We start from the raw sequence: 25985 nt of genomic DNA, 5'->3' as shown, positions 1-25985 counted from the left end.
TGACATGCGTGATCTTCCGCCTGATGTCGCGCATGTCCCGAAGGCGAAGGCGCTCAGTGTGTCGTTGCATCAGTTGCGGCTTTTCATCACGCTCGCACGGCACCGCAGTTTCACGCGGGCGGGCGATGAATTCGGCATCACCCAGTCGGCGGTGAGCCGTAGCATCCGCGAACTCGAAGACGAAATCGAGCTGAGGCTTTTCGACCGGACCACGCGGCAGGTCGCGCCGACGGAGGTCGGCCGGCATTTGCTGGCGCGCGTCGCGCCGCTCGTGGAAGAACTCGAGGTGACCTTGCGGCCGCGTTCCGGCGATGCCTGCGAGCCGGGCATCGTCAGGCTCGCGAGCAGTTCGAGCCTGACCGCGAGCGTGCTGCCCGCGTTGCTCGCGTCCTGCCAGGCGAGCTATCCCGATCTGTCGACCGCGCTCGTCGATCAGCCACAGAGTGCCGTACTCCAGCTCGTGCGCTCGGGCGAGGCGGACCTGGGCGTCGTCGTCGCGCCCGAAAGCCTCGACGAACTCGCCGCCGAGCCGCTCTTCGACGATCCGCTCTGTGCGCTCGTGCCGGCGCGCCATCCGCTTGCAGCACAACGGAGCGCGAATTGGCGCGCGTTGCGCGGCGCATCGCTCCTCATCCTCGACGACGATACCGGCAGCCACGCGGCCATCGATCGCGCGCTCTTGCTGCATGACGTGGCGGGCACGATGCGGCAACCACTTGCGCAGGCGTCCGCCGTCGCACAGATGGCCGAGGCGGGGCTCGGCATCGGCGTCCTGCCGATGCATGCGTGCCGGGCCGCAGGGTGGGGCGCGCAGGCGGTCACGCTCACGCCGGAAGTCTCACGGACCGTCATGCTCGTGCGCCGGCGCAGCCGCGCGTTGCGCCCGGGCGCGGCGAACGTGTGGGCGCATTTCGTGGCCGCGTCGCTGACGAAGCGTGCGGTATCGGCCGCACCACAGGCTATCGAAGCCTGACATCGAACGCGCGAGCGTTCATCTTCCGCAATCCATCCAAGGTTCGTCACGCCGCTTCCGGAAGCGCGGGTTTTCGCTCGTCATCGGAAACGCGATTCGCCTTGTCCTGACCCAATGCTGAATGTAGTATGTTGTATATCAGAAGCCAATAATCATCCTTAGGAGACGAGCATGAAGATCTGCGTATATGGAGCGGGTGCAATCGGTGGCTACATGGGCGCGCAGTTGGCGCGTGCGGGTGCGGACGTCAGCTTTGTCGCGCGCGGACCGCACCTCGCGGCCATGCAGGCAAACGGCGTGCGACTGCAAATCGACGGTGAAGAGCACACCGTCAAGGTGCGTTGCACGAACAATCCGGCCGAACTCGGGCCGCAGGATTACGTGATCATCGCGTTGAAGGCGCACTCGGTGCCGGCTGTCGTCGACCTGATGCCGCCGCTGCTCGGCCCCGATACGTCAGTGGTCACCGCCGTGAACGGCTTGCCGTACTGGTACTTCTACAAGCACGGCGGCGACCTGGCCGGCACGACGCTGCAAAGCGTCGATCCCGGCGGCAAGCAATGGAACGTGCTCGGGCCGGAACGCGCGATCGGCTGCGTGCTGCTGCCGGCCGCTGAAATCGCCGAGCCGGGCGTGATTCGGCATGTCTACGGCAAGAAATTCCCGATCGGCGAGCCGAGCGGCGAAATCACGCCGCGACTGCAGGCGTTCCACGACATCATGGCCGCCGCCGACATGGAAGCGCCGATGCGCAACAACATCCGCGACGAAATCTGGCTGAAGCTGTGGGGCAATCTGTGCTTCAACCCGATCAGCGCGCTGACGCACGCCACGCTCGACGTCCTGACGAGCGATCCGGGCACGCGCGCACTGTCGAAGGCGATGATGCTGGAGGCCAAGGCAATCGGCGACAAGATCGGCGTGAACTTCCGCGTCGACGTGGAAAAGCGCATCAACGGCGCGGGCGCGGTCGGCGCGCACAAGACGTCGATGCTGATGGACTGCGAAGCCGGCCGCCCGATGGAAATCGATCCGCTGATGACCGTCGTGCAGGAAATCGGCCGGCTGGTGCACGTCGACACGCCGATGCTCGATGCGGTTCTCGCATTGATCAAGTTGCGCGACGCCGTGAACCAGGGCACGGCCGAGCCGCGAGCCCCTGTCGAAACCCAAAAAGCGGCCTAAACTGGAATTAAGCCGCTGCTGTTGTTTGTGATATACAAGATGCAAAATATGTTGCGTCCTGCTGCGACGCAACATATACTGGAGGCTCTTAAGTACTTACCCGGAGCCTTGAAATGAGCATCGCACTGTTGATCGTATTGGGAATCGCGTTGGTGGCCGCTGGTGTGGGCGTTACGTTTATGATTGCATCGGCGGTACCGCAGTCCATGTTGCAGCGCGCGCAGGATCACGGTCGGTTTGCCGGCTTGGCGGCGGACGATCAGAACGGCGGCTCGGGCAAGCGTGTTGCGGCGGGCCAGCCGAACTTGGGAAATCGAACCATCAATGCCATCTGATACTCAATCTGTAGACAGACCCGACGTCCGTCCGAACGGGCTGACGCTTTCGCTGCAACCGATCAATGCCACGGTTTCGCTGCGCGACCAGGCGTACGCGAAACTGCGGCAGGCGATCGCAGAGGCGGACATCTATCGCTCGCGAGAAGAAATCCGGCTCGACGAAAAAGAACTGACGGAAGCGCTCGGCGTGAGCCGCACGCCGATCCGCGAGGCGATGACGCTGCTCGAGCAGGAGGGTTTCCTCCGCACGGTGCCGCGACGGGGCGTATACATATTGCGCAAGACGAAGCGTGAAATCGTCGAGATGATTCATATGTGGGCGGCGCTCGAAAGCATGGCCGCGCGGCTTGCCACGCAGCGCGCGACGGACGAGGAAATCGCCAGCCTGCGTCACATGTTCGACAATTTCCGCGACACCACGCCTGCCGAGCACATCGACGAGTATTCGGAGGCGAACATCGCGTTTCACCAGGCGATCGTTCAGCTAGGCAAGTCGCAGATCATCTTCGACACGATCAAGAATATTTTCGTGCACGTCCGCGCGATCCGGAAGATGACGATTTCGCAGAGCGACCGCGCGTCGCGTTCGATCGTCGATCACATGCGGATCATCGAGGCGCTGGAAAAACGCGATACCGAGCTGGTCGAGCGGCTGGTCAGGCAGCATTCGCTGGATCTGGCTGCGTTCGTCGAGGCGAATTGCGATTTTCTGGATTGAGGTCCGGCGCTGCGGCGCGGACGAAAAAAACCGTTCGGCGTGCGCCGGACGGTTTTTTTTTGTTTCTGCGACACGCAACGGTATCTGCTGCGATGCGTCATCTAACCCACGAAACCCTGATTAGATAAGGAATCCAGCCATGCTGCATCGCACTACAGGGTTTCCGAGATAGCCACAACGCTTGACTAATATTGTGTCTGGAATATTGTATATCACAGATCAGCGACAGCCTGCGGACGCCGAAAGGCCAATCCGACTGTCCACGCGTCGTCACGGCGACGCGGACGAATGTGCAAAAACGATAGGGAGACGGCAATGAGCAAGGCATTGGATGGTGTGCGCATCCTCGATTTCACGCACGTTCAATCGGGTCCGACCTGCACGCAGTTGCTCGCGTGGTTCGGCGCGGATGTCATCAAGGTGGAGCGCGCCGGAGCGGGCGATATCACGCGCGAGCAACTGCGCGATATCCCCGACGCCGACAGCCTCTACTTCACGATGCTCAACCACAACAAGCGTTCGATCACCATCGACACGAAGAACGCCGAAGGCAAGAAGGTTCTGGAAACGCTGGTGAAGAAGTGCGACGTGCTGGTCGAGAACTTCGCGCCCGGCGCACTCGATCGCATGGGCTTTACGTGGGAGCGCATCCAGGAACTGAACCCGAAGATGATTGTGGCCTCGGTCAAGGGCTTCGGTCCCGGACCTTACGAAGACTGCAAGGTCTACGAAAACGTCGCGCAGTGCGCGGGCGGCGCGGCATCGACGACCGGTTTCGACGACGGCCCGCCCGTCGTGACCGGCGCGCAAATCGGTGACTCGGGCACGGGCCTGCATCTCGCGCTCGGCATCGTTGCGGCGCTCTATCAGCGCAACACCACGGGACGCGGCCAGAAGGTCCTCGCCGCGATGCAGGACGGCGTGCTGAACCTGTGCCGCGTGAAGCTGCGCGACCAGCAGCGGCTGGAGCGGACCGGCGTGATGAAGGAATATCCGCAATACCCGAACGGCACTTTCGGCGACGCCGTGCCGCGCGCGGGCAACGCTTCGGGCGGCGGCCAGCCGGGCTGGATTCTGAAGTGCAAGGGCTGGGAAACCGATCCGAACGCGTACATCTACTTCATCACGCAGGCGCCCGTGTGGGGCGAAATCTGCAAGGTGATCGGCAAGGAAGAGTGGATCGATCATCCCGACTACAAGACGCCCGCCGCGCGCCTGCCGCACCTGAAGGACATCTTCGCGGAGATCGAGCGCTGGACGATGTCGAAGGACAAGTTCAAGGCGATGGAGATCCTGAACAAGCACGACATTCCGTGCGGCCCGATCCTGTCGATGAAGGAGATCGCGGAGGACGAGTCGCTCAGGAAGACCGGGACGATCGTCGAAGTGGATCATCCGGTGCGCGGCAAGTATCTGACGGTCGGCAATCCGATCAAGCTCTCCGACAGCCCGACCGACGTCACGCGCTCGCCGCTGCTCGGCGAGCACACCGACGAAGTGATGGCCGAGCTCGGCTACAACGCCGACCAGATCGCGACGCTGAGAAGCCTCGGCGCGATCTAGCCTCGTCAACCGTCTTGAGCCGCCGCGCCGGCGCTTCCAGCCGGCGCGCTTCAACCGCTCCCTGTCCATCTCCATCAAGGAAAGCTTCGTGACCAACTGGATTCGCTTTCGCGATGCCGAGGGCCGTATCGGCTTCGGCACGCTGGATCAGCACGCACTCCGCGTCCTCCAATACGACGGCACGCTGTTTGACAAGCCGAAACCCACCAACATCTCCTTCGCGCTCGAAGACGTGACGCTGCTCGCGCCGTGCCAGCCGAGCAAGGTCATCGCGCTCTGGAACAACTACCACGCGCTGTCGCAGAAGCTCGACAAGGCGCCGCCGCAGCATCCGCTCTTTCTGATCAAGCCGCCGATGTCGGTGATCGGGCCGGGCGAGGCGATTCGCCGGCCGAAGAGCTATCAGGGCAAGATCGCATACGAAGGCGAACTCGGCATCGTGATCGGCAAGACGTGCAGCAATGCGACCGTCGACGAAGCCGAGGCGGCGATCTTCGGCTACACCTGCGTGAACGACGTCACCGCCATCGAATTGCTGCAGGAGGATCCCAATTTCGCGCAGTGGTGCCGCTCGAAGGGCTTCGACACGTTCAGTTGCCTCGGACCGTCGATCGCGACCGGCTTCGACTGGCGCCGCGCGCACGTCGTCACGACGCTCGAAGGCGTCGAGCGCCAGAATTATCCGTTGGACGACATGATCTTCACGCCCGCCCAGCAGGTGAGCATGATCTCGGCCGACATGACGCTCGTGCCCGGCGACGTGATCATGTGCGGCACGTCGATTGGCGTCGGCTCGATCAAGGACGGCGCGAGCGTCGATGTGTCGATCGAAGGGATCGGCACCCTGACGAACCGGCTCGCGGCCTAGCGCGCAAGGAGGCGCGAATGATCGATGTTGTCGGCGGCGCGCTGTGTGTGTTCGCGGTCGTCGCGATGATGGAGGCGCTGCGCGCGAGCGGCGGCCTCTCAGCGGCGCGGCGGCGCGTGCTGTGGGAAATCGGCGCCACGGGCGCGGTCGTCGTGCTTGCGCATGCGCTCGCCGGAAGCGCCGATGCCGTGGTCACGATGCTCGTGGCGCTGGGTATTGCGGGCGGTTCGGCTGCGCTGTGCGCGCGCTCGAGGATCGAACGCGCGCCGCGCCTGACGCGCGTGCAGGGCATGATCGCGGCGGGGGCGCTCGGTTCGACGCTGCTCGCGCCAGCGGACGCGCCGCTTTCCGCCGTGGCGGGCGCGGTCATCGCGGTCGTTGCGCTCGCCGGCGTCGCGGGTGTCGCGCGGGTTCGCTTGCGGTTCAGCGATGCATCGCTCGCCAGTTCGCTGCACTTCGCGTGCGCGGGCGTGTGCGCCGTGATCGGCTATGCAGCGGGACAACAGGCGGGCGGGCTCGCGGTCGTGATCGTCAGCGCGATGGCGGCGCTCATCGCCTCGCATCTCGCGATGGCGCTCGCCGGTGCCGCGTGGCCCGCGCTCGTATCGACCCTCGACGGCTTCGCGGCGTGTTCGGTCGTCGCGGTCGGGATCGCTGCCGGCGATGCCGTGCTGCTCGTGACGGGCGTCGCGTTGGCGATCGGTTGCGCGGCGTCGCACGCGAGCGCGATCCAGTCGCGGACGAGCTATTCGAAGTAAGAGCCTAGCGAATCGAACGCAAGGCAAAACGGCGGTCCGCATCGAAGCGGAGCCGCCGTTTTTACATTCAACGCGCGTTTTTCAACGCGTCGTCAACGATCCCGATTCCACAGCGCGCCGAGCACGAAGCCGATTGCGGCCGCGACCAGCACGCCATTGATCGGCTGGCTGACGACGGCGGTACGCACGTTGTCGATGGTCTGCCCGTAGGTTTGCTGCAGCGAGCCGAGTGCCTGGCGCGCCTTGCCTTCCGCCTGCGTCGACGCGTCGCCGGTAATGGCACCGACGGCGTCCTGCACCTTGCCCACGACGGTCTGCGCCGCGCCTTCCACCTGATCCTGCACCATGGTGCCTCCCGTTCGAGATGATTCGGATTGTCGAGTTTCTCCGGCATGGCCGGAACGCATGATTCAGCACGGTTCGTGCCCAGTGCTCAGTGTGTCCGCCGCTTTCAGGCCGCGCCGATCAACCGAGTGACGATCGCGAGCAGGTCGTCGATCGAAACCGGCTTGCGATGAAATTCGGCCATGCCGTGTTCCAGTTGCGGCGCCCGCGCGGCAGCGCTCATCAGCACGACCGGCACGCCCGAGAGCGCCGGATCGTGCGCGAGTTCGCGGATCAGCGCGACGCCGTCCATGCGCGGCATCATCCAGTCGGTGATGATCAGGTCGGGGAGATGGGCGCGCGCGGCATCGAGTGCCAGGAGGCCGTTGGACGCCGTGACGACTTCATAGCCTTCCATCTGAAGCACGAGGCGCCAGGTGGTGAGGATGTCGAATTCGTCGTCGACAACGAGGATGTTTTTCATGTCCGCGTGCCGGCATCGGACACAGAAAGCGAAGGCGCGATCGAGCCGCGTCCCGACAACAGCCCGGTCCCGCCGATGAAACTCTCGGTCACGCGCAGCCCGCGCTCGTCGATGATGAAGCGGCGGATCGCCGAATCGTGCGCGTTCTCGCGCTGCTTGACGACCGCCAGCATCCGGTAGAGCCCGGAATTCGCCTCGACGTAGCGCAGGAGCACGATATTCTCGGTCATCGCCGAGGCGCGCATCGCGACGGTGTGCACCGCGTCCGTGTAAAGCGGCAGTTCCTCGGTGAGCATCGTCGTGACGCCGAATTGCCGCAGCCGGTGCGTGAGCGCGTTGAGAAACAGACCGAAGCGCTCGACGCGGTTCGCCGAATCGTGGAAGCCCTCGATACCGTCCACCACGAGCCGCGACGCGTTCGTGCGCTTGACGACCGCGATCAGTTCCGCGGCGAGTTCGTCAATGGCGAGTTCGACCGCCGGCTGCCACTGGATCGTGAGACGTCCGTCCTTCACGGCGGCGTCGAGCCTGATCGACACCGCCTCGGCTTTCGCGACGAGCCGCTCGGGCGACTCGTAGAAGCCGAAGTACACGCAACGCTCGCCGCGTTCGAGCCCGGCTTCGAGAAACTTCAGCGAAAGCAGCGTCTTGCCGACGCCGGACGGGCCGATCAGCGTGGTAGTCGAGCCTCTCACGACGCCGCCGCCCATCATCGCGTCGAATTCGGCGATGCCGAACCCGAGCTTGGACTTGAGGTCGGGCGCACCTTCCATCATCGAGGGGCGCGCTTCGAGGCGCGGGAACGTCACGAGCCCGTCGCCGGTGATCTTGAAGAAATGCTTGCCGAGCAGGTGGTCGCGCGCGCGCAGCTTGTGCACCTCGATCTCGCGCGCGCGCCGCATGCCGGTGCTGTAGCGGTTCAGTTCGATCAGGCCGTCGACCAGCGTGTGTTCCGGATGCGGCTCGTTGCCGGAAAGCGGCGCGAGGATCAGCGTCGTGCAGCGCGCGGCTGTGACGAACGCGCTGAGTTCATGGATAAATTGCGACAGTTCCAGCTCGGTCGAGCTGAATTCTCGGGCGCTGCGGAAGCCGTCGATGACCATGAAGCGCGGGCGATTCGCCTTGATCGTCGCCGCGATCAGCGCGAGGAAGCCCGACAGGCCGTCGCGCATCAGTTCGTGGTAGCCGGAGACGAAGAGCATGCGGTCGGAGATCGCGTCGGCGTCGTAGAAGGAGAGGCGCTTCAGGTGCGCGAGCAGCTTCGTGTGCGATTCGGCGATCAGCGTGACATACAACACCATGTCGCCTTCGGACACCCGGTGAAAGCCGATCTGCGAGGACAGGATCGTCTTGCCCGCGCCCGCCATGCCTTCGATCAGGTACAGGCCGCCTTCGACCAATCCGCCGCCGAGGATGTCGTCGAGACCGGGGACGCCGGTCGTGATGTTGGTCGCATCGTCTGCGGGCTCGTCGGCCGGCTTCTTCGATGCCGTGTCGTCTTTGATCATGATTTTTTCGTTGTGTCTGGCGAGGCGCCGTGGGCGAACGCGAATTATGGCCGACGGGAAGCCGGGTGTCGCGTGACGAGGCGTGTCCTGCCCGGTTTTGCCGTCAGCAGCCAGCCGCCGATTTCGTCGCCGGAGGGTTGGTTCTCCGGTCCGCCACTCGGCACGCCCTCTGCGATGAAAGTGCGATCCATCAGGTCAAGCAGCATTTTCCGCGCCCGCCAGCGGCTCGCGCGCTTTGCCACGCAGCCAACGCAATTGGGATGACTCCGATGCCGGTCCCGGGCCGTCGATGGTCTGATTACGGTCCCTCGCGTCCGGCCGGCACTGGACGCGTCTTTCAGTCATTTGCCTGCCGCGCACCGGAAGCGTCCGCCGGCAGCGCACGGGCTCAGTAATCGGTTCAATTCATGTCCGTGTCCCATGCTGCCGTTGCCGCCGCGATCCTCGCTTCCGGCGCGTTCGTCAATCACTCGTCGCCGGCAGCGGCGGCGGCCGCCATCAACGCGCTTCCCGACGCCGGCATCCTTTCCAGGGCCGTGTTCGCCTTCCACGCCGACCGGCGCATTTTTATCGATTTGCACGAAACGCCGACCGATCCGCGCATCTTTTCGAAACCCGGACGATTGCCGCGCGCGCCGCATGAAAATGCGTCGGCTGAACGGTGGAGCGCCGGCGATTCGCTTTAACGCGGCCGCGGATTAAAGCGCCGCGTGAAACCCATAAACGGCATTCCCGCATTGCTCACTAAATTCTGGAATTCGACCTGTCAAGTCGCCATAATCTGGAAGACCATGCGTTCTTTTCAAGCGGACACGGAAATTACATGAATTGCAAATCGATCGGCAGGAGCACGGCAGCGGTGGTCGCCGGACTGCTGTTCGCCACGGCGGCGGCAATGGCCGCAGGTCCCGCGAGCACTCCGCTCGCAGACATGAGCGGGCGGCGCGACGCGCTTTCGGGCGGGACCGACGACACCCAGCAGCCCGCGGCGAGCGGCGATATCGCCGAGTTGCAGCAAATGATCCGCGATGGAAAAGTCCGGGAATTGCGCACCACTTATAACGGCAGTTATGGCGCGAGCCTGCTGTACTACCCCGACGAAATGCTTTATTACGTCGCAATGTTTCAGCAAAAGAAATTCTGGCGCGTCATCAAGACTCAAAATGACGTGCGGGCCGAATCGGTCTATACGGACTTCGCGAAATCAACGATGCAGCTTTCCGATTCGGAAATTCGCCGCATCAAGCTGGAAGCGGAAAAAGCTTATGCGGACCGCCTGATCGCGACCCAGCAAGACCGCGCGAGCCGTCTGCAGGCAGACCTCGACGTCGCGCGCACGCAGCAAAGCCAGGTGGCGGACCGCCAGCAGCAACAGCAGGAAGCAATCCGCGCGCTGCGCAACGAGCAGGCCGCCGCGCAAGCGCAATTGCGCGCGTTGCAGGCTCGCGTGCAGGAACTTCAGAAGCAGCAGGAGGGCGATCTTCCGACGCCCTCGAAATGAAACCTGCCGGGTTTTTATGAACCCGTTAATTTGAGATAAGAGCGGCCGCATTGCGGCCGCTTTTTATTTGCGAGAGTCCGCGTGGCTTTCGATTGCGAGACGGCTTGAGGCGCTCGCCGGCGCCCGTGCTGTTTAAGAGTTTTCGCGTGAAATGGGCTGTATACCCCATGCTAAGATTCCGCGCGATTTCGGATTCCCGATTATTTCGAGATCTAGATCGTCGGCGTGAGGCGAATAAGGTGGCTGTGAAGATCGGGTTGTTGTCTGGTGCCCAAGCAGTGCGTATTTGTCTCGATTTTTTCAGTCATAAGTCAATTCAGAATGGTATCCAGGATGTCCAATAAACTAGTCGTTGCAAGTCTTCTTTCGATCGGCCTGATTGCCGGTTGCACCACCACCGCCCAGGGGCCGACGTTCAACGTGTATCAGATCCAGACGGCGAACGGCACGAAGGCCTATCGCGCGGAATGCCACGGGTTGGTCGAGAACGTGAGCGCCTGCGTCGCGGCTGCACAGAAGGTCTGCGGCGATCAGCCCGCCTACAAGCTCGACACGATGGAGCGCCTGCGCGCACCGAACGAAGAGGCCAACGATCCGCGCATCGTCACGTTCCAGTGCGGCGCGCCGCAAGTCGCCGCACCGGCTCCGGCACCCGAGCCGGCTCCGCAGCCGGCGCCCGAAATGCCGCGCCAGATCAACCTGAGCGGCGACGCCAACTTCGCCACCGACAGCGCAAGCCTCACGCCGAAAGCGACGGCCACGCTCGACCAGTTCATCGAAGCCGGCCAGAACGTGACGTTCAGGTCGGTGACGGTTGCCGGCTACACGGACTCGACGGGTTCGGCATCGCATAACCAGCAGCTCTCCGAGCGCCGCGCGCAGTCGGTTCTTTCGTACCTGAAGAGCCACGGCCTGCGTTCGCAGAGCTATGCGGCGCAAGGCTTCGGTGCATCGAACCCGGTAGCGTCGAACGCAACGACCGCTGGCCGCGCGCAGAACCGTCGCGTGGAAGTCCGCGTCAGCACCCAGCAATAAGCCGGGCTGCGCCGAACGTCCGCGTGACAAAAAAACCCCGCAAGCCTTCCGGCTTGCGGGGTTTTTTGTCGCGCGTCGAAAGCGTCAGTCAGAACAGCGTGAGCTGCGCGCGCCCCCGACCGCCTTCCAGCGTGAGCAGATGCTGCTTGCGTTCGATGCCGCCGGCATAGCCGGTCAGCGTGCCATCGCCGCCGATCACGCGATGGCAAGGCACGATGATCGCGACCGGATTGCGTCCGTTCGCACCGCCTACCGCGCGCGATGAACCCGCCGGCAATCCCAGGCGCCGCGCGAGATCGCCGTAGGTCCACGCATCGCCGAAAGCGATCTCCTGCAAGGCGCTCCAGACGCGCTGCTGGAACGCCGTGCCGTTGAGCCGCAGCTTCACCGCAAATGTCCGCCGGCCGCCGGTGAAATACTCGTCGACCTGTTCGCGCGCGGCTGCGATCACGCGCGGCAACGGCGCGCGATCGGACAACACCGGCTCGGCGATGCCCGCCGGAAAATGCTTCTGTCCGACAAAGAAAAGCCCGGTGAGGCTGTCGCCTTCGGCCCGGTACAGGATGTGCCCAAGCGGACTCGGGGCAACATGGGATTCGATCATTGGGCGTCTCGTGTTCGAATTCGTCGTGCACGCAGACGATTGTAATGGCGCGTCAGATGAACGGGTTGTCCGTCGACCCCGTTGGCGCGCGCGGTTCGTCCGCGATTTTGGCCGGCAGCGCCGCGTCCTTCTGCAACGCATCGACGATGGCGTTCACCGCCTTTTGCAACGCGAGCGCGGTTGCCAGCCCGGTCTTGTCGCGGGCGATCTCGAGGTCGGCTGCGATCGTGATGCGCGTGGTGTCGTTGGTGACGGTCAGCGCGTCGCCGTTGATGTTCAGCACGTCGGTATCGTTGGCAAATGGCTTAAACACCTTTCAGTCCTCCAATTCGTTTGTCCTTCAGTGACTCGGGGATGCCGGGAAACTGCAGCCCGCTCATCGCCTCGAGTTCATGCACGGTCTTGACCGCGTAGGTGTCGGTCGCCGTGTTGTCGACGACGACCGAGAACGCGAGCTGCCGCTTCGGCAAGTACACAAGCTTGTACAACTGCGTCGGCACGAACACCCGCGTTTCGCCGATCGTCTGCAGTTCGCGGCCCGTGAAGAGCGGTCCGGTCACGACGTACGCATCGCCCGATTGCTCGGCGAGACGCCGCACGGCTTCCTCGATGCGCGCCCAGATGCGCCGGTTATTCGACGAATTTTGCGGCACGATGTTCGCGAGCGAGAACGATTCGGCCATGCCTTTCTTGTCCCAACGGTCGCCGGCCGGGCTCATGTGGCCGCGGTCGTAGCCGCTTCGCTTGTAGTCGGCGAGTTGCGCGCCGGCGCCGGGCGGCAGCTTGCGCTCGGGGAAGAAGCGATTGGTGCGCGTGTTGTTCTTCGCGTCGTCGACGTGCGCGGCCGTCAGGTGTTCCGCCGACCACAACGGCCCGTGCGTCACGCCGGAGTGCAGCACCGCGAAGTCGGAATAACAGAGTTCCTGCGTGGCGGCGCGCATCTTCGCATTGGCGACGACGGGCGGCCGGCCATTCGGACTGAATTGCGCGCAATCGGTGGATGCGGCGGCGATGGCCGCGGTGAACGATGAAGCGCCGAGTAGCGCTGCGACAAGGGCCTTGATGCGTGCTGTCATGCTGTTGTTTTGAGTTTTTTTATGGTGTGTGAAAACGGGAACGGTGACGTGCTGCGACTGAAGGCCGCAAAGTATAAAGCGTGCCTGGGCGCCTGGTCATCTCCGTACGATGAAAAACCCCGCGCGATAGAATCTCCCGCATCGCGCCCATCCACTTCGAGTCGATACGTTTCCATGACCTTCAAGAGCCGCACGTTGTCCGCCTTGTTCTCGCTCGCGACGTTGTGCTTCGCGATCCACGCATCCGCCGATGAACCCGCTTCCCAACCCTACGGCAACGAGGGCACCGCGTACGGCCCCGAGCTTCAGGGCTTCGAGTATCCGTATCCGGTCGCGCAATTCGCGATCACGTCGCAGCGGCAGGTGCTGAAGATGGCCTACATGGACGTGCATCCGCCGCGTCCCAACGGGCGCACGGCGGTGCTCCTGCACGGCAAGAACTTCTGCTCGGCGACCTGGCGCCAGACCATCGACACCCTGGTCGACGCCGGCTATCGCGTGATCGCGCCGGATCAGGTCGGCTTCTGCAAGTCGACCAAGCCGGTGCGCTACCAGTACAGCTTCCAGCAGCTCGCGCGCAACACGCATGCGCTGCTCGAAGCGCTCAACGTCAAGCAGGCGACCTTGATCGGGCATTCGACGGGCGGCATGCTCGCCGTGCGCTACGCGCTGATGTACCCGCGCGAGACGGAGCAACTGGTGCTCGTCAATCCAATCGGGCTGGAGGACTGGAAGGCGAAGGGCGTGCCGTCGATTGCGATCGACGATTGGTACGCGCGCGAGCTGAAAACCAGCGCCGACAGCCTCCGCCGCTACGAGCAGAGCACCTACTACGCGGGCCACTGGAGCGCCGACTACGAGCCGTGGGTGCAGATGCTTGCGGGCATGTATCGCGGATCGGGCAAGGAAGTGGTCGCGTGGAATTCGGCGCTGCTCGACGACATGATCTACACGCAACCGGTGGTCTACGAATTCGACGCACTGCGCACGCCGACGCTGCTCCTGATCGGCGACAAGGACACCACCGCGATCGGCAAGGATTTCGCGCCGCCGGAAATTCGCCCGACGCTCGGCCGGTATCCCGACCTGGCGAAGCTCGCGGCGGAACGGATCGCGGGGGCGAAGCTCGTCGAGTTCCCGGAACTCGGTCATGCGCCGCAGATGCAGGACCCGGCGGCGTTCCACAAGGCGCTGCTCGAAGGGCTCGCCGCCAAGGACGCGAAGGCGCAGTGAGCCGATCCTAAGCGGAAGTCACCGCCCGCTCGATGGCGGGCAACTGCACGATCAGCGTGACGCCGCGGGCCACCATGAAAATGGTCAGCGCGAGCCACAGGCCGTGATTGCCGAGCGGCCCGGCGAGCGCCCACGCTCCGAGCAGGAACACGGCCGACGACACCGCCATCGCCTTCATCAGTTCGCCGGTGCGCGTGGCGCCGATGAAAACCCCGTCGAGCTGAAAGCCCGCCACCGACGCGAGCGGCAGCACCGCCGCCCACGGCAGGAAGTGCAGCGCCGCTGCGCGCACGGCGGCCTGGTCGGTGAGTTGTCCGACGATCCACGGGCCGCACACCCAATACACGAGCGAAAAACCCGCCGCGCCGATCACCGACCAGAGCATCGTCACTTTCACCGACTGACGGAACGCGTGCCGGTCGCGCGCGCCCGTCGCGGCGCCGACGAGCGCCTCGGCCGCGTGTGCGAAGCCGTCGAGCCCGAACGCCATGAAGGTCTGGAAATTGAGCAGCAGCGCGTTGGCGGCGAGGATCGCGTCGCCTTGCCGCGCCCCGAGATGCGCGAACCAGCCGAACGAGCCAAGCAGGCACAGCGTGCGCACGAAGATATCGCGGTTGATCGCGACGAGGCGCTTCATCGCATGGGTATCGAGGAGCGAGCGCCACACGAGCGGCGGCAGGCCGCGCGGACGAAGCCGCCACAGGATCGCGATGCCGAGCGCGAAACCGCAGGCGTCGGCGGCGGCGGTCGCGGCGCCGATGCCGGCGATCCCCCAGTCGAGTCGATACACGAAGAGAAGCACCGCGACGATGTTCACCGTGTTGATGAAAACCTGCGTGACGAGCGCGAGCCGCACGCGCTGACAGCCGAGCAGGAAGCCGAGCACGACGTAGTTGGCGAGCGCGAACGGCGCCGCCCAGATGCGCGCGTGGCAGTAGAGGCGTGCGGTAGCCTGCACGGCGTCGCTGCCGCCTAGCGCGGCGAGCCCGTAGCCGATCAGCGGCACCTGCACGGCGAGCACGGCCGCGCCGATCGCCACCGCAAGCAACAGGGCACGCAGGAGGGTCGCGCGCAGCGCGGTGTCGTCGCGGGCGCCGAACGCCTGCGCGACGAGCCCGGTCGTGCCCATGCGCAGAAAGCCGAAGCCCCAGAACACGAAGCTGAAGACGAGGCCGCCGAGCGCGACGCCGCCGAGATATTGCGGACCGTCGAGATGGCCCGCGACGGCGGTATCGACGGCGCCGAGGATCGGTTGCGTGAGGTTCGCGAGGACGATGGGGAATGCAAGCGTCAGGACGCGGCGATGCCATCGGACGGGGAGGGGAGCGGTCAAGGGCTTATGGCGAAGGAAAGGGGCGATGGGCGTTATTGTATTGGGACGGAGGCGGTGCTAATAAACCAACACCCGATACGAACGGCGTCAGCAAAACCCACCACGACCCCATCCGATGAAAACCTTCGTGCTCTACGTCGTCACTGCAATCGCCGAAATCGCCGGTTGCTATTTTCCGTATCGCTGGCTGAAGGCCGATGGCTCCGCGTGGCTGCTGGTGCCGGGCGCGCTGTCGCTTGCCGCGTTCGCGTGGCTGCTCACCCTGCACGACAGCGCCGCCGGACGCGTCTATGCGGCCTACGGCGGCGTCTATATCGGCGTGGCGATTGCGTGGCTGTGGGTCGTCGAGCGCATCCGGCCGAACGCCTGGGACGTGACCGGCGCGGCGATCGCGCTGGTCGGCATGGGCGTGATCGCGTTCCAGCCGCGCGGCTGAGCGCTCAAGGCTTGCGCTCCATGATGCGCTCGGGATGCGCCGGCGCCGTGAAGCCGAATTTCGCGTAAAGCCCGTGCGCATCGGACGTGACGAGCATCATGCGCCGCAGGCCCTGCACATCGTCGTGCGACAGGATGCACGTCATCAGCCACGTTCCGAGGCCCTTGCCCTGATGCGCCGGCAGGATGAAGACGTCGGCGAGATAGGCGAAGGTGGTGGCGTCCGTGACCATGCGCGCGTAGCCGATCTGCGCGTCGCGTTCGAACAGGCCGAATGCGAGCGAACGCCGCGCCGCGCGCTCGACCTTCGCACGCGCGATTCCCGGCGACCAGTACGCGACTTCGCTCAGATACCGATGCACGACATCGAACTGGAATTCGTCGGCGTTCGTCGTGATGCGGTAGTCACCCTTGGTCCATTGCATCGGTGTGCTCCGAGGTCAATGCACCGTGTACACGCGGCCGGTTTCCGCGCCTTCCACGCTGCGGCTGTACGCGAGCGCGACGCGTGCGCCCGGCGCCGCCTCGAAGCCGCGGAAGTACGGGCCGAAGCTCTCGCTCGCTTCCTCGAGCATCGTCGGGCTTACCGCATTGATGCGCAACCCGCGCGGCAATTCGATCGCGGCGCCGCGCACGAAGCCCTCGATCGCGCCGTTCACCGCGGCCGCGCTCGCACCCTTACGGATCACTTCGGCGCCGACGATGCCGCTCGTCAGCGTGAACGAGCCGCCGTCGTTCAGATAGTCGCGCGCGGTGAGGACGAGGTTGACCTGGCCCATCAGCTTGTCGTCGAGTCCCTGGCGGAATTGCTCGGGCGTCATCGTCACGAGTTCGCCGAAATACACGTGGCCGGCGGCCGAGACGATTGCGTCGACGCGGCCGATCGAATCGAAGAGACGTGTGATGCTGCCGATATCCGTCAGGTCGACGCGATGCGCGCCGCGCGTGGCGCCGATCTCGAACATTTCGTGGCGCTTCGCGAGTTCCGCGTACACCGCGCGGCCGACGGTGCCCGTTGCACCGATCACAGCAATCTTCATGGCTTGCCTCATTGGGGGGTAAGGATGGCAGCCATTGTGCACGTCATACGCGAGGGGGAAAAGCCATGTCCTGTCGAGGCGCCGGCAATTACGTTCAGGCGGTCACGCGAGCGTGTTCCTGCAACGGCGAGAGCAGGAAAAGCGACGCGCACAGCCTGCAGACGAGCGCGAGTCCCGACGCTATGGCAGCGGCGGGGAAGACTTGCCACTGGAGCGCGAGCGTAGGCGCGACGAACGCAACCGATGCGAAGCCCAGCGCGACCGTCACCCAGCGCGCCCATTGCAGCCGCGACGCGACGCACAAATACAGCAGCCCGATCAGCACGCGCGCCACGATCGATGCCGCGAGCGGATGACTGGCCGAATCGCCCGGAAGGCCGATGATGAGCGCGAGGCCCAGTTCGACCCAGGACAGCGCGTACGCGACGCCGAGACTCGTCAGCGCGGCGGTATGGCGATCGCCGCCAACGAGGCGCGCGACCCACCCGGGCGTAGCGCCGGTTTCGATGGGATTCACGGCGTCGCGTGAATACGCGTTGACTGTGCTCATGTCCGGCTCCGTGGCGATTGTCGACCCGACGGCTTACCGCACGAGCCGTGCCCGCTCCGAACTAACGTTGGTGGAACGGCGGTTGCTCAACCAGACACGACACCCAAGGAGCCAGCAATGAGCAACACGAAAGAGCAGAACCCGCATTCGGAACGCGCCGAAGAGGACGTCGACAAGGCCGTCGAGGACAGCTTCCCGGCGAGCGATCCCCCGGCGACGGGTGGCGTGACCCGCATCGAATCGGACGACGAAACGGACAAGAGCGACAAGAAGCCGGCGTAATCCACGATTGACAAGGGGCCGCGAACGTAGCGGCCCCTTCCCCGAAATGAACAACAAGCAGACTACTTGTCGCCCCGCTCCAGCTCGATCAGCCGCGACGGCCGCATATGATTGAGCGCATAGTGCTTGCGGCCGCGCAGCGGGTGTCCGCCCGGGTCGCGCCCTTCGAAGCGCAGTTTCTCGACGACCTCGCGCAACTCTGGCGCGACCATGCCCTTGTCGACCATCCGGTAGCCGCGTTCCAGCGCGAGCAAGAGGCCATTGCGGGCGGGCCGGCTGTCGAAGCCGCCGAGCCCGTCGCCCGTCTCGCCGACGAAGTTCACGCGCGTCGCATTCGACGTGACGACGGCGTCGGGTTCGCGCTCGCGCATCTCCATGTAACGCTTCGCATCGCGGTTCTTGCCGTCGGTGTCGACGGTGTCGTCGAGCGATTCGTCGTTCAGCACGTCCAGCCCGCGCGGATGACGCGATGTCGCGCCAAGCGGGCCCGGCGTCGCGGCGGCGTCGGCCTTCGAGAAACTGCCCGCGCTTGTCTCGCCGACTCCGGCTTCCTGCCCGCTCGCCGCCTTCACGGCGTCCTGGAGCTTGATGTGTGCCGTCTCGGTCTCGGGCTTCTTGACGGGACTCTCGGCCGCGCGGGCGGCCTGCTTGTCCTGCGATTCGTTGCCTTCTGCGTTGCTCATGATGTGCTCCCGTTCTGCAAACCAAAGGACATGCTCACGCAAGACTCATTCCGGGTTTTTGGCGCCGGAACCGCAAGCCTTGTCGGAGCGACGCTTCAAATCAGCACAGGAATTTGCGCATGTTTTTCAACCCAAAGCACGTTTTCTACAGAGTATGATTTGGAACCTGCCAGTCCGAAAGCCCACGCTTCATCAAAGCTGCGCGCCTTGCGCGCCACGCCCGTGCCGAGCTTTCGCCTGCGCTAGAGCGTTGCCGAATCGAATTAGCAGGGCACTTTCACACAGGTGACTCATGCAACACGATGCTGCATTTTCACACCGCGGCTATCTGCTCAATTGTGCGCCCGCCCGGGCCGGAGATGGCAGCTTTCATCCCTACGTCGTCATCTCGCGATCGAGCGATGGAGAGCTCGTTGCGAACCGGTTCTTCCCCTCGGAACTGCGTTTCCGCAGTCCGGACGAAGCGATCGCGCACGCGCGCGACTGGGCCGTGCGATGGATCGACGCGAGCAACGTCACGGTTTGAAGCAGAGCGGCAGCGACCACGCTGCTCCCAGCGAGCCCGGGCGTCACTCCGATTCGCAAAAGCGGTTAATCTTGGACTATCCCTCCACAGTGACAATCGCTCATCGTGACCATGCCGAACAAACTGCCACAGCCTCCCCACGATCCGTCCCGCGAGTGGGGACTGGCTGACATCGTCGCCGGTTTGCGGGCGTCGCGCGAGGAATTGCATCGAACGCGCCATCCGCTCGGCATTCGCGAGCTGCCGTCGCGTGACGCCATCATCAAGATCGTCAACGGCCTGCGCTCGGCGCTCTTTCCCACGCACTACGGCGCGCCCGACCTGACCGATGAGAGCGTCGACTACTACGTGGGCAATACGCTCGAAAGCACCTTGCGCCTGCTGCATGAGCAGATGCGCCGGGCGCTGCGCTTCCTGCCTGAGCATCGCGACACGAGCGACGCCGAACTGAGCAAGCGCGCCTTCGACATCGCGCGGGAATTCGGCGCGCAGTTACCGGGCATCCGCGCGCTGCTCGTGTCCGACATCCAGGCGGCGTTCACCGGCGACCCCGCCGCGCAGCACATCACGGAGATCCTGCTGTGCTATCCCGGCGTGTGGGCGATGACGCACCACCGCCTCGCGCATGCGCTGCATCGGCTGGGCGTGCCGCTGCTCGCGCGCTTCATCAACGAGATCGCGCACTCGGCAACCGGAATCGACATCCATCCGGGCGCCAACATCGGGCCGAGCTTTTTCATCGACCACGGTACGGGCGTCGTGATTGGCGAGACGGCGATCATCGGCGAACGGGTGCGCGTGTATCAGGCGGTGACGCTCGGTGCGAAGAGCTTTCCTTCAGGCAGCGACGGCGCGCTCGTGAAGGGCAACGCGCGGCATCCGGTGGTCGAGGACGACGTGGTGATCTACGCGGGCGCGACGATCCTCGGACGGGTGACGATCGGGCGCGGGTCGGTGATTGGCGGCAACGTGTGGCTGACGCATAGTGTGCCGCCCGGGAGCAACGTGTCACAGGGCAAGGTGCGCGAAGGCAGTCGCACCGAGCCGCCGGACAACGGGCACGTCTACGGGGCGTGAATGGAGTGCGACGCGTAGGGCGCTGCTCACCGGCACTCAGGTATTCGACACGCTGTAAGCGTTCTGATTGCCGACGATCGCGAGGAATTCGCGGCGGGTTGAGGGGTCGTCGCGGAAAGCGCCGAGCATGCGCGACGTGACCATCGACGCGCCCGCTTTATGGACACCGCGCGTCGACATGCACTGGTGCGCCGCCTCCAGGATCACGCCGACGCCCAGCGGTTGCAGAACTTCGTTGAGCGTATCGGCGATCTGCGCCGTCATCTTTTCCTGGATCTGCAGACGCTTGGCGAACGCATCGACGAGCCGCGCGAGCTTCGAAATGCCGACCACGCGCTTGCTCGGCAGATAGGCGACGTGCGCGCGCCCGATGATCGGCACCATGTGATGCTCGCAATAGCTCTCGAAACGGATGTCCTTGAGGACGATCATCTCGTCGTAACCCTGCACTTCCGAGAACGTGCGCGCGAGGATTTCGCGCGGGTCCTGTTCGTAGCCGCGAAAAAATTCCTCATACGCGCGGATGACACGCGCCGGCGTATCGCGCAGGCCTTCGCGGCGCGGGTCGTCGCCGGCCCAGCGCAGCAAGACGCGCACGGCGGCTTCGGCTTCTTCGCGGCTCGGACGATTGGCGGAATCCGCCGGCGTGTCCGAACCGGAAAGGGGGGATTTGCCCGAGGCGCTCATCGATGACTCCTGTTGCTCTTGTGGTCGAGAGACCCATTGTTTCACGTTTCGGAATTCCGACAGGCGGGTCAGGTCTTTCCGCCGCCGTCGATGCCCGACCCGGTGCGCCACGCCTCCTTGCCTTCCTCCGACAGCTCGCCGCTGCTGTGCTCCGCGTCCGGCTGCGTGCCTTCCCGCGCCATCGATCCGCCCGGTTGCTCGTCGGCCTTTGGCTTCTTGCCCTTGCGCTGGGCGATGCGCTCTTCCTGTGAACGTCCGGCGTAGTTGCTCATGTCGCTTCTCCTTCGATAAAGACAAAGGACGGGCGCGCAAGAGACGTTCCAAGGCGGCGCTTCGTGCAGGGTGAATGCACGAAGCGCGCCAGCCGAAGAGCGTTACAGTATGTTCAACGAATGCAGAAGCGCCCCGCCGATCACTGCGGCGCGCCGTGCTCCAGACCGCCGAGGATCATCCACGACAGGCCGAACTTGTCCGCGACCATGCCGAAGCGCTTCGCGAAGAAGGTTGGGGTCAGCGCCATCTGCACTTGTCCGCCTTCAGCGAGCGCGTTGAAGTACTGCTCCGCCTGCGCGACGTCGTCGACGGTCAGCGAAAGCGACACGCCCTGGAAATTCGGCTTGCCGCTGCACATGCCGTCGGACGCCATCAGTTCGGTTTCGCCGACACGAAACGACGCATGCATGATCTTCTCCGCCATCTCCGGACGGTTCGTGCACGCGTTGTTTTCCTGCGGGCCTTCCTTGTAGCGCATCATCATCTGCGATTGCGCGCCGAGTTTCTCGGCGTAGAACTTGAGTGCTTCCTCACAACGGCCTTCGAAGAACAAATAGGGTTGTACTAGCATGAGTGCTCCTTGGGTTAAGACTGGTCGTCAGGGTCCATGTCCATCATGAGCGGCACCGACGCGTGCTCGTGCACGACGCGCCAGTCGCCGTCGATCTTGCGAAAGCATACGGTGGCGCGCACCACATTTTCCTGCCCGCCGATGACAACGCGATTCACGCTGTGCGCATAAGCGATGTCATCGCTTGCTGTGACCTGCACGTCGTTCATCTCGAACGCGATCGGCCCCTTCATGGAATCGAACCAGCGCTGCCAGTTGTCGCGATACTGATCCGATCCGCTGAATGACGCCGGCGGCACGACGTCGAACACGACGACGTCGCTGGCGTAGTGACGAATCAGCGCATCGGCATTCTTGGCGAGCACCGCGCTGCGCCATTCCTCGATGAGCTCGCGTATGCGAACTTCGTCGTTGCCACGATCATTCGATTCGGTCATGCCCCGGCTCCTGGTGAGTTCGACAAATACTCAAAAGGCCCTTAAAACAGGCTCTTTTTCAATTTGTGTACACCGTCCACAAAAAATAGCAGAGATAATGGACGGCGTCCACATGTGAAAGGTTTCATGAAAACAATATGACGAAACCGAAACCGCGCAGCACGTATCGTCATGGAGATCTGCGTCGTGCATTGCTGGATGCGGGCATCGAACTTGCACGCGACGGCGGCCCCGATGCCGTCGTGTTGCGCGAAGCGACACGCCGTGCGGGCGTCGTGCCGAATGCCGCTTACCGGCACTTCGCGAGCCGGCACGCGTTGCTCGTGGCGGTGCGGGCAGCGGCACTATCGGCGGTGGCCGTGGCGATGGAAGCCGAGCTTGCCGACATGCCTCGCAAGCGCCGGCGCGCGGACGCGGCGCGCGCGAGCCTGCGCGCGGTCGGCACGGGTTATCTGCGTTTCGCGCAAACGCAAACGGGGCTCTTTCGCACGGCATTTGCCGCGCCCAAGGCGGAGTGGGATATGCACGATCCGATGAGCGCCGGGCGCAGCGGGCTCGACCCGTTCCAGTTGCTGAGCGCGGCCCTCGACCGGATGGTCGAGGCGGAAGTGCTGCCGGCGGCGCGTCGCCCGGATGCGGAATATCTCGCGTGGTCGGCGGTGCATGGATTTGCGTTGTTGCTGATCGAAGGACCGTTGCAGCGGCTCGATCGCGCCGAGGCCGAAACGCTGGGCGCGCGCCTTCTCGACATGGTCGAGAAGGGCATCTGAAGCACTACGCCCGCTCGCCGGGACACACCAGCCGCGCGGTTGCATCGATCGCGGTCTTCGCTTTCGCGATGATCTCGTCGACTTCCGCGTGCGAGATGACGAGCGGCGGCGAGAGCAACATGCGGTCGCCGGTGGCGCGCATCACGAGGTTGCCGTTGAAGCAGAAGTCGCGGCACAGCGTGCCAACTTCTCCGCCATTGGCGAAGCGCTTCCTCGTGCGCGGATTCTCGGCAAGCTGAATGCCCGCGACCAGACCCGTGCCGCTGATTTCCCCGACAATCGGATGCGCTTCGAACGTCTCGCGCAAGCGCTTCTGAAAATACGGTCCGATATCGCGCTTCACGCGCTCGACGATCTTCTCGTCTCGCAAGAGCCTGAGGTTTGCCACCGCGACGGCCGCTGCCACCGGATGCCCCGAATACGTGAGCCCGTGATTGAACTCGCCGTTTTCGACGATCGCCTTGGCCACGCGATCATGCAGACCGACCGCGCCCATCGGCACGTAGCCGCTCGTCAGGCCCTTCGCGAGCGTGATGAGGTCGGGCTCGAAGCCGAAATGCTGATGCGCGAACCATTCGCCGGTGCGCCCGAATCCGCCGATGACTTCATCGGCGGCGAGCAGCACGTCGTATTTACGGCAGATGCGCTGGATCTCCGGCCAGTAGGTCGATGGCGGAAAGATTACGCCGCCCGCGCCCTGAAACGGCTCGCCGACGAATGCCGCGACGTTCTCCGCGCCCACTTCGAGAATCTTCGCTTCGAGTTGCGCCGCGCGTGCAAGACCGAATTCGTCGGGCGTCATGTCGCCGCCTTCGCCGAACCAGTACGGCTGGTCGATATGCACGATGTTCGGCACCTGCGACGGCATCTGCTCGTGCATGTAGTCCATGCCGCCCAGCGTGCCGCCCGCAATCGTCGAACCGTGATAGCCGTTCCTGCGCGAAATCACGATCTTCCTTTGCGGCTTGCCAAGCGCTGCCCAATAGCGATGGACGATGCGCAGCATCGTATCGTTGCCTTCCGAGCCGCTGTTGCAATAGAAGAAATGATTGAACGGCGCGGGCGTGAGTTCGGCGAGCAGCGCGGACAGCTCGATGACCGGTGGATGCGTGGTCTTGAAGAACGTGTTGTAGAAGGGCAATTGCTGCATCTGGCGATAAGCGGCCTCCGCGAGCTCGCGTCGTCCGTAGCCGACGTTCACGCACCAGAGCCCGGCCATGCCATCGATCATGCGATTGCCGTCCGAGTCCCACAGGTACACGCCCTCGGCTTTCACGATCACACGGCTGCCCGCTCGATTGAGCGCGCCCATGTCGGAAAACGGGTGGATGTGATGCGCGGCGTCGAGCGCGCGATATTCGGCGGTCGTGCGCGCCTGATCGGGTGCGATGTGACTGATCCTGTCGTTCATGTTGTTCTCCGGTTGCATCAGACGTGCAGCAGCAGATGCTTGCGTTCCCACGAACTGATCACGCGGAAGAACGCTTCGTATTCGGTTTCCTTCAGTGCGAGATACGCGCGCACGAATTTCTCTCCGAGCATGTCGGCGAGGGGTTCGCATGCGCCCATCAGCGTCAGGCCTTCTTCGAGATTGCGCGGCAACTGGTAAGCCAGCGCGTAACCGTCGCTGGCCAGCGGTAGCGTGGGTTCCAGATGCTGCGTCATGCCAAGATAACCGGCGGCAAGCGTCGCCGCGATCGCCAGATACGGGTTGCAGTCCACGCCAGGAATGCGGTTCTCGATGCGGCGCGCGGCCGGCTCCGAATGCGGAATGCGAAAGCCGACGGTGCGGTTGTCGTAGCCCCATTGCACGTTGATCGGCGCGGCCATGAAACGCGACAGCCGCCGATACGAGTTGATGTACGGCGCGAAGATCGGCATCAGCGCCGGCGTGTATTTCTGGAGCCCCGCGATATAGCCGTGAAAGAGGGAAGTCGGTTCGCCGTCGCGGCCGGTGAACAGATTGCGCCCGCTCTCCGCGTCGACGAGACTCTGGTGCACGTGCATCGCCGAGCCCGGTTCGTTCTCCATCGGCTTCGCCATGAAAGTCGCGTACATCTTGTGGCGCAGCGCGGCCTCGCGCACGGTGCGCTTGAAGAGGAACACGCGGTCGGCGAGGTTGAGCGGGTCGCCGTGCAGGAAGTTGATCTCCATCTGTGCCGCGCCAACCTCATGGATCAGCGTATCGACCTCCAGTTCCTGCACGTCGCAATACTCGTAGATGTCTTCGAACAAGGGATCGAACTCGTTGACGGCCTCGATCGAGTACGCCTGGCGACCGGTCTCGGGGCGGCCCGTTCTGCCGATGGGCGGTTGCAACGGCAGGTCGGGGTCCTTGTTCATGTCGACGAGAAAGAACTCCAGCTCGGGCGCGACGACGGGCTTCCAGCCCTTCGCCGCGTATTTTTCCAGCACCTGGCGCAGCACGCGGCGCGGCGAGATCGCGACGGGCGTGCCGTCGAAGTGGACGCAGTCGTGGATCACCTGCGCGGTCGGATCGACGGCCCACGGCACCAGGCGAATCGTCGACGCGTCGGGCACGCAGACCATGTCGGGATCGGTGACGCCGGTGAAGCTGCCATCGTCGGGATAGTCGCCGGTCACGGTCTGGATCATCACGGCCTGCGGCAGCCGCATCGACTCGCCCGACTCGAACTTGCTGCGCGGAATGATCTTGCCGCGTGCGGTGCCGGCCATGTCGGGGATGATCGCTTCGATCTCGGTGATGTGATGCTTCTTCAGAAACTCGTCGATGTGTTGCATGGTTGGGGTTCCTGGTTTTCGGTTCTACGGCATGCGGTGGCGAAGGCGCGGGGGATGGGGGGTGGGGGGCGGGATTGACACCGTTTGATGCACGCAGGCTTCTATGGAACTTGTATTGTTTTTGGTTTATTAGCTCTGCCCCTGTCCGGGGCGGGACTCACTTTCTTTGCTGCTGCAAAGAAAGTAAGCAAAGAAAGCAGCTTCCCACCGCCAATCCTTGCCCTGCGCCGCCAGACCGTTATGTCGGAGTGGTCCAACCGGGGGAGTGTCGTTAGCGGGGTTTCGTCGTTGTTGGCATGTAGAAGAGGCGCGCACGTCGCACCGCTAAACGAAGTGGACCAGCAGTCATACATCCAGCCTCGCGCTACGCGCTCACCCGTCAGGCAAAAC

Annotated in this window: 33 protein-coding genes; 16 read left to right on the top strand and 17 right to left on the bottom strand. The window is 64.1% G+C overall.

Translation table 11 applies throughout. The features are described 5' to 3' along the window. Positions 1 to 4 precede the first annotated feature (4 nt). The 7 genes from AWB68_RS13890 (at position 5) to AWB68_RS13860 (ending at position 6403) form a co-directional block, all read left to right on the top strand. Entirely contained in the window at positions 5 to 973 is a 969-nt protein-coding gene (locus tag AWB68_RS13890; RefSeq protein ID WP_087644937.1) for a LysR family transcriptional regulator, read from the top strand. Positions 974 to 1144: 171 nt separating this feature from the next. After that, positions 1145 to 2158, top strand: a complete 1014-nt coding sequence (locus AWB68_RS13885; protein ID WP_087644936.1) for a 2-dehydropantoate 2-reductase — start codon at positions 1145 to 1147, stop codon at positions 2156 to 2158. A 113-nt stretch (positions 2159 to 2271) separates the two neighbouring features. After that, positions 2272 to 2493, top strand: coding sequence for a hypothetical protein (locus AWB68_RS13880; RefSeq protein WP_087644935.1), 222 nt, complete (start codon positions 2272 to 2274; stop codon positions 2491 to 2493). Next, positions 2483 to 3214 (top strand): GntR family transcriptional regulator, encoded by a 732-nt coding sequence (locus AWB68_RS13875; protein WP_087644934.1) that lies wholly within the window; start codon positions 2483 to 2485, stop codon positions 3212 to 3214. Before AWB68_RS13880 ends, AWB68_RS13875 begins: the two co-directional genes overlap by 11 nt. A gap of 315 nt (positions 3215 to 3529) precedes the next feature. Beyond that, positions 3530 to 4777, top strand: a complete 1248-nt coding sequence (gene frc / locus AWB68_RS13870) for a formyl-CoA transferase (protein WP_087644933.1) — start codon at positions 3530 to 3532, stop codon at positions 4775 to 4777. A gap of 88 nt (positions 4778 to 4865) precedes the next feature. Further along, complete coding sequence (locus tag AWB68_RS13865) at positions 4866 to 5645, top strand: fumarylacetoacetate hydrolase family protein (protein WP_087644932.1); 780 nt, start codon at positions 4866 to 4868, stop codon at positions 5643 to 5645. A 17-nt stretch (positions 5646 to 5662) separates the two neighbouring features. Further along, positions 5663 to 6403: a hypothetical protein gene (locus AWB68_RS13860; protein WP_087644931.1), complete on the top strand. Its 741-nt coding sequence runs from the start codon at positions 5663 to 5665 to the stop codon at positions 6401 to 6403. Positions 6404 to 6495: 92 nt separating this feature from the next. Here the strand turns inward: AWB68_RS13860 and AWB68_RS13855 are convergent, their stop codons facing one another. The 3 genes from AWB68_RS13855 to AWB68_RS13845 form a co-directional block, all read right to left on the bottom strand. Continuing rightward, a complete protein-coding gene (locus tag AWB68_RS13855) occupies positions 6496 to 6750 on the bottom strand; it encodes a CsbD family protein (RefSeq protein ID WP_087644930.1) in 255 nt (84 codons plus the stop codon). A 104-nt stretch (positions 6751 to 6854) separates the two neighbouring features. Next, on the bottom strand, positions 6855 to 7211 hold the full coding sequence (locus tag AWB68_RS13850) for a response regulator (protein ID WP_087644929.1): 357 nt from the start codon (positions 7209 to 7211) through the stop codon (positions 6855 to 6857). Next, positions 7208 to 8719: an ATPase domain-containing protein gene (locus AWB68_RS13845; RefSeq protein WP_087644928.1), complete on the bottom strand. Its 1512-nt coding sequence runs from the start codon at positions 8717 to 8719 to the stop codon at positions 7208 to 7210. Before AWB68_RS13845 ends, AWB68_RS13850 begins: the two co-directional genes overlap by 4 nt. Positions 8720 to 9126: 407 nt before the next feature. Between AWB68_RS13845 and AWB68_RS13840 the strand changes: the two genes are divergently transcribed. The 3 genes from AWB68_RS13840 to AWB68_RS13830 all read left to right on the top strand — a co-directional run bounded on the left by AWB68_RS13840 (position 9127) and on the right by AWB68_RS13830 (position 11255). Continuing rightward, positions 9127 to 9405: a hypothetical protein gene (locus AWB68_RS13840; protein WP_087644927.1), complete on the top strand. Its 279-nt coding sequence runs from the start codon at positions 9127 to 9129 to the stop codon at positions 9403 to 9405. 137 nt (positions 9406 to 9542) lie between these two features. Next, on the top strand, positions 9543 to 10220 hold the full coding sequence (locus tag AWB68_RS13835) for a DUF2968 domain-containing protein (RefSeq protein WP_087644926.1): 678 nt from the start codon (positions 9543 to 9545) through the stop codon (positions 10218 to 10220). Between the two features lie 333 nt (positions 10221 to 10553). Then, positions 10554 to 11255, top strand: coding sequence for an OmpA family protein (locus AWB68_RS13830; protein ID WP_087644925.1), 702 nt, complete (start codon positions 10554 to 10556; stop codon positions 11253 to 11255). An 88-nt stretch (positions 11256 to 11343) separates the two neighbouring features. Here the strand turns inward: AWB68_RS13830 and AWB68_RS13825 are convergent, their stop codons facing one another. Genes AWB68_RS13825 through AWB68_RS13815 form a run of 3 tightly spaced genes read right to left on the bottom strand, consistent with a single transcriptional unit; the run spans position 11344 to position 12923 of the window. After that, on the bottom strand, positions 11344 to 11859 hold the full coding sequence (locus AWB68_RS13825; RefSeq protein ID WP_087644924.1) for a methylated-DNA--[protein]-cysteine S-methyltransferase: 516 nt from the start codon (positions 11857 to 11859) through the stop codon (positions 11344 to 11346). A 52-nt stretch (positions 11860 to 11911) separates the two neighbouring features. Next, positions 11912 to 12172 carry a hypothetical protein gene (locus AWB68_RS13820; protein WP_087644923.1) on the bottom strand — a complete coding sequence of 87 codons (261 nt, stop codon included), beginning with the start codon at positions 12170 to 12172 and terminating at the stop codon, positions 11912 to 11914. Continuing rightward, the gene (locus AWB68_RS13815; RefSeq protein ID WP_374729573.1) at positions 12165 to 12923 is read right to left on the bottom strand and encodes a DNA/RNA non-specific endonuclease; all 759 of its coding nucleotides are present in this window, start codon (positions 12921 to 12923) and stop codon (positions 12165 to 12167) included. Before AWB68_RS13815 ends, AWB68_RS13820 begins: the two co-directional genes overlap by 8 nt. 186 nt (positions 12924 to 13109) lie before the next feature. Between AWB68_RS13815 and AWB68_RS13810 the strand changes: the two genes are divergently transcribed. After that, positions 13110 to 14168, top strand: coding sequence for an alpha/beta fold hydrolase (locus tag AWB68_RS13810; protein WP_087644921.1), 1059 nt, complete (start codon positions 13110 to 13112; stop codon positions 14166 to 14168). A 7-nt stretch (positions 14169 to 14175) separates the two neighbouring features. Here AWB68_RS13810 and AWB68_RS13805 read toward each other — a convergent pair whose 3' ends face one another. Continuing rightward, a complete protein-coding gene (locus AWB68_RS13805; protein ID WP_235028323.1) occupies positions 14176 to 15501 on the bottom strand; it encodes an MATE family efflux transporter in 1326 nt (441 codons plus the stop codon). A 115-nt stretch (positions 15502 to 15616) separates the two neighbouring features. Here AWB68_RS13805 and AWB68_RS13800 point away from each other — a divergent pair, with 115 nt between their 5' ends. Continuing rightward, a complete protein-coding gene (locus AWB68_RS13800) occupies positions 15617 to 15937 on the top strand; it encodes a YnfA family protein (RefSeq protein ID WP_087644919.1) in 321 nt (106 codons plus the stop codon). A 4-nt stretch (positions 15938 to 15941) separates the two neighbouring features. Here the strand turns inward: AWB68_RS13800 and AWB68_RS13795 are convergent, their stop codons facing one another. The 3 genes from AWB68_RS13795 to AWB68_RS13785 form a co-directional block, all read right to left on the bottom strand. Then, positions 15942 to 16361, bottom strand: coding sequence for a GNAT family N-acetyltransferase (locus AWB68_RS13795; protein ID WP_087644918.1), 420 nt, complete (start codon positions 16359 to 16361; stop codon positions 15942 to 15944). 15 nt (positions 16362 to 16376) lie between these two features. Continuing rightward, complete coding sequence (locus AWB68_RS13790) at positions 16377 to 16976, bottom strand: short chain dehydrogenase (RefSeq protein ID WP_087644917.1); 600 nt, start codon at positions 16974 to 16976, stop codon at positions 16377 to 16379. Positions 16977 to 17070: 94 nt separating this feature from the next. Then, positions 17071 to 17526: a hypothetical protein gene (locus AWB68_RS13785; RefSeq protein WP_200828692.1), complete on the bottom strand. Its 456-nt coding sequence runs from the start codon at positions 17524 to 17526 to the stop codon at positions 17071 to 17073. A gap of 117 nt (positions 17527 to 17643) precedes the next feature. Between AWB68_RS13785 and AWB68_RS48855 the strand changes: the two genes are divergently transcribed. Beyond that, entirely contained in the window at positions 17644 to 17808 is a 165-nt protein-coding gene (locus AWB68_RS48855) for a hypothetical protein (protein WP_200828691.1), read from the top strand. A 62-nt stretch (positions 17809 to 17870) separates the two neighbouring features. Here AWB68_RS48855 and AWB68_RS13780 read toward each other — a convergent pair whose 3' ends face one another. Then, positions 17871 to 18491, bottom strand: coding sequence for a DUF3005 domain-containing protein (locus tag AWB68_RS13780; RefSeq protein WP_087644916.1), 621 nt, complete (start codon positions 18489 to 18491; stop codon positions 17871 to 17873). A 292-nt stretch (positions 18492 to 18783) separates the two neighbouring features. Here AWB68_RS13780 and AWB68_RS13775 point away from each other — a divergent pair, with 292 nt between their 5' ends. Both AWB68_RS13775 and epsC read left to right on the top strand, forming a co-directional pair. Then, positions 18784 to 19017, top strand: a complete 234-nt coding sequence (locus tag AWB68_RS13775; protein ID WP_087644915.1) for a hypothetical protein — start codon at positions 18784 to 18786, stop codon at positions 19015 to 19017. A 111-nt stretch (positions 19018 to 19128) separates the two neighbouring features. Continuing rightward, entirely contained in the window at positions 19129 to 20094 is a 966-nt protein-coding gene (gene epsC, locus AWB68_RS13770) for a serine O-acetyltransferase EpsC (protein ID WP_087644914.1), read from the top strand. A 36-nt stretch (positions 20095 to 20130) separates the two neighbouring features. Here epsC and folE read toward each other — a convergent pair whose 3' ends face one another. The 4 genes from folE to AWB68_RS13750 form a co-directional block, all read right to left on the bottom strand. After that, positions 20131 to 20781 carry a GTP cyclohydrolase I FolE gene (folE, locus tag AWB68_RS13765; RefSeq protein ID WP_087644913.1) on the bottom strand — a complete coding sequence of 217 codons (651 nt, stop codon included), beginning with the start codon at positions 20779 to 20781 and terminating at the stop codon, positions 20131 to 20133. A 68-nt stretch (positions 20782 to 20849) separates the two neighbouring features. Further along, the gene (locus tag AWB68_RS13760; RefSeq protein WP_087644912.1) at positions 20850 to 21053 is read right to left on the bottom strand and encodes a hypothetical protein; all 204 of its coding nucleotides are present in this window, start codon (positions 21051 to 21053) and stop codon (positions 20850 to 20852) included. Between the two features lie 140 nt (positions 21054 to 21193). Beyond that, on the bottom strand, positions 21194 to 21625 hold the full coding sequence (locus AWB68_RS13755) for a VOC family protein (RefSeq protein ID WP_087644911.1): 432 nt from the start codon (positions 21623 to 21625) through the stop codon (positions 21194 to 21196). Positions 21626 to 21639: 14 nt separating this feature from the next. Continuing rightward, positions 21640 to 22062 carry a YybH family protein gene (locus AWB68_RS13750; protein ID WP_087644910.1) on the bottom strand — a complete coding sequence of 141 codons (423 nt, stop codon included), beginning with the start codon at positions 22060 to 22062 and terminating at the stop codon, positions 21640 to 21642. Positions 22063 to 22199: 137 nt separating this feature from the next. Here AWB68_RS13750 and AWB68_RS13745 point away from each other — a divergent pair, with 137 nt between their 5' ends. After that, complete coding sequence (locus AWB68_RS13745) at positions 22200 to 22832, top strand: TetR/AcrR family transcriptional regulator (RefSeq protein WP_087644909.1); 633 nt, start codon at positions 22200 to 22202, stop codon at positions 22830 to 22832. A 4-nt stretch (positions 22833 to 22836) separates the two neighbouring features. Here AWB68_RS13745 and AWB68_RS13740 read toward each other — a convergent pair whose 3' ends face one another. Further along, positions 22837 to 24243: an aspartate aminotransferase family protein gene (locus tag AWB68_RS13740; RefSeq protein ID WP_235028322.1), complete on the bottom strand. Its 1407-nt coding sequence runs from the start codon at positions 24241 to 24243 to the stop codon at positions 22837 to 22839. A gap of 17 nt (positions 24244 to 24260) precedes the next feature. Then, positions 24261 to 25595, bottom strand: a complete 1335-nt coding sequence (locus AWB68_RS13735; protein ID WP_087644907.1) for a glutamine synthetase family protein — start codon at positions 25593 to 25595, stop codon at positions 24261 to 24263. Positions 25596 to 25985: the final 390 nt, after the last annotated feature.

It is taken from the genome of Caballeronia choica, from assembly GCF_001544535.1.
Taxonomy (GTDB): domain Bacteria; phylum Pseudomonadota; class Gammaproteobacteria; order Burkholderiales; family Burkholderiaceae; genus Caballeronia; species Caballeronia choica.
This window is presented reverse-complemented; position numbering and strand designations above follow the sequence as displayed.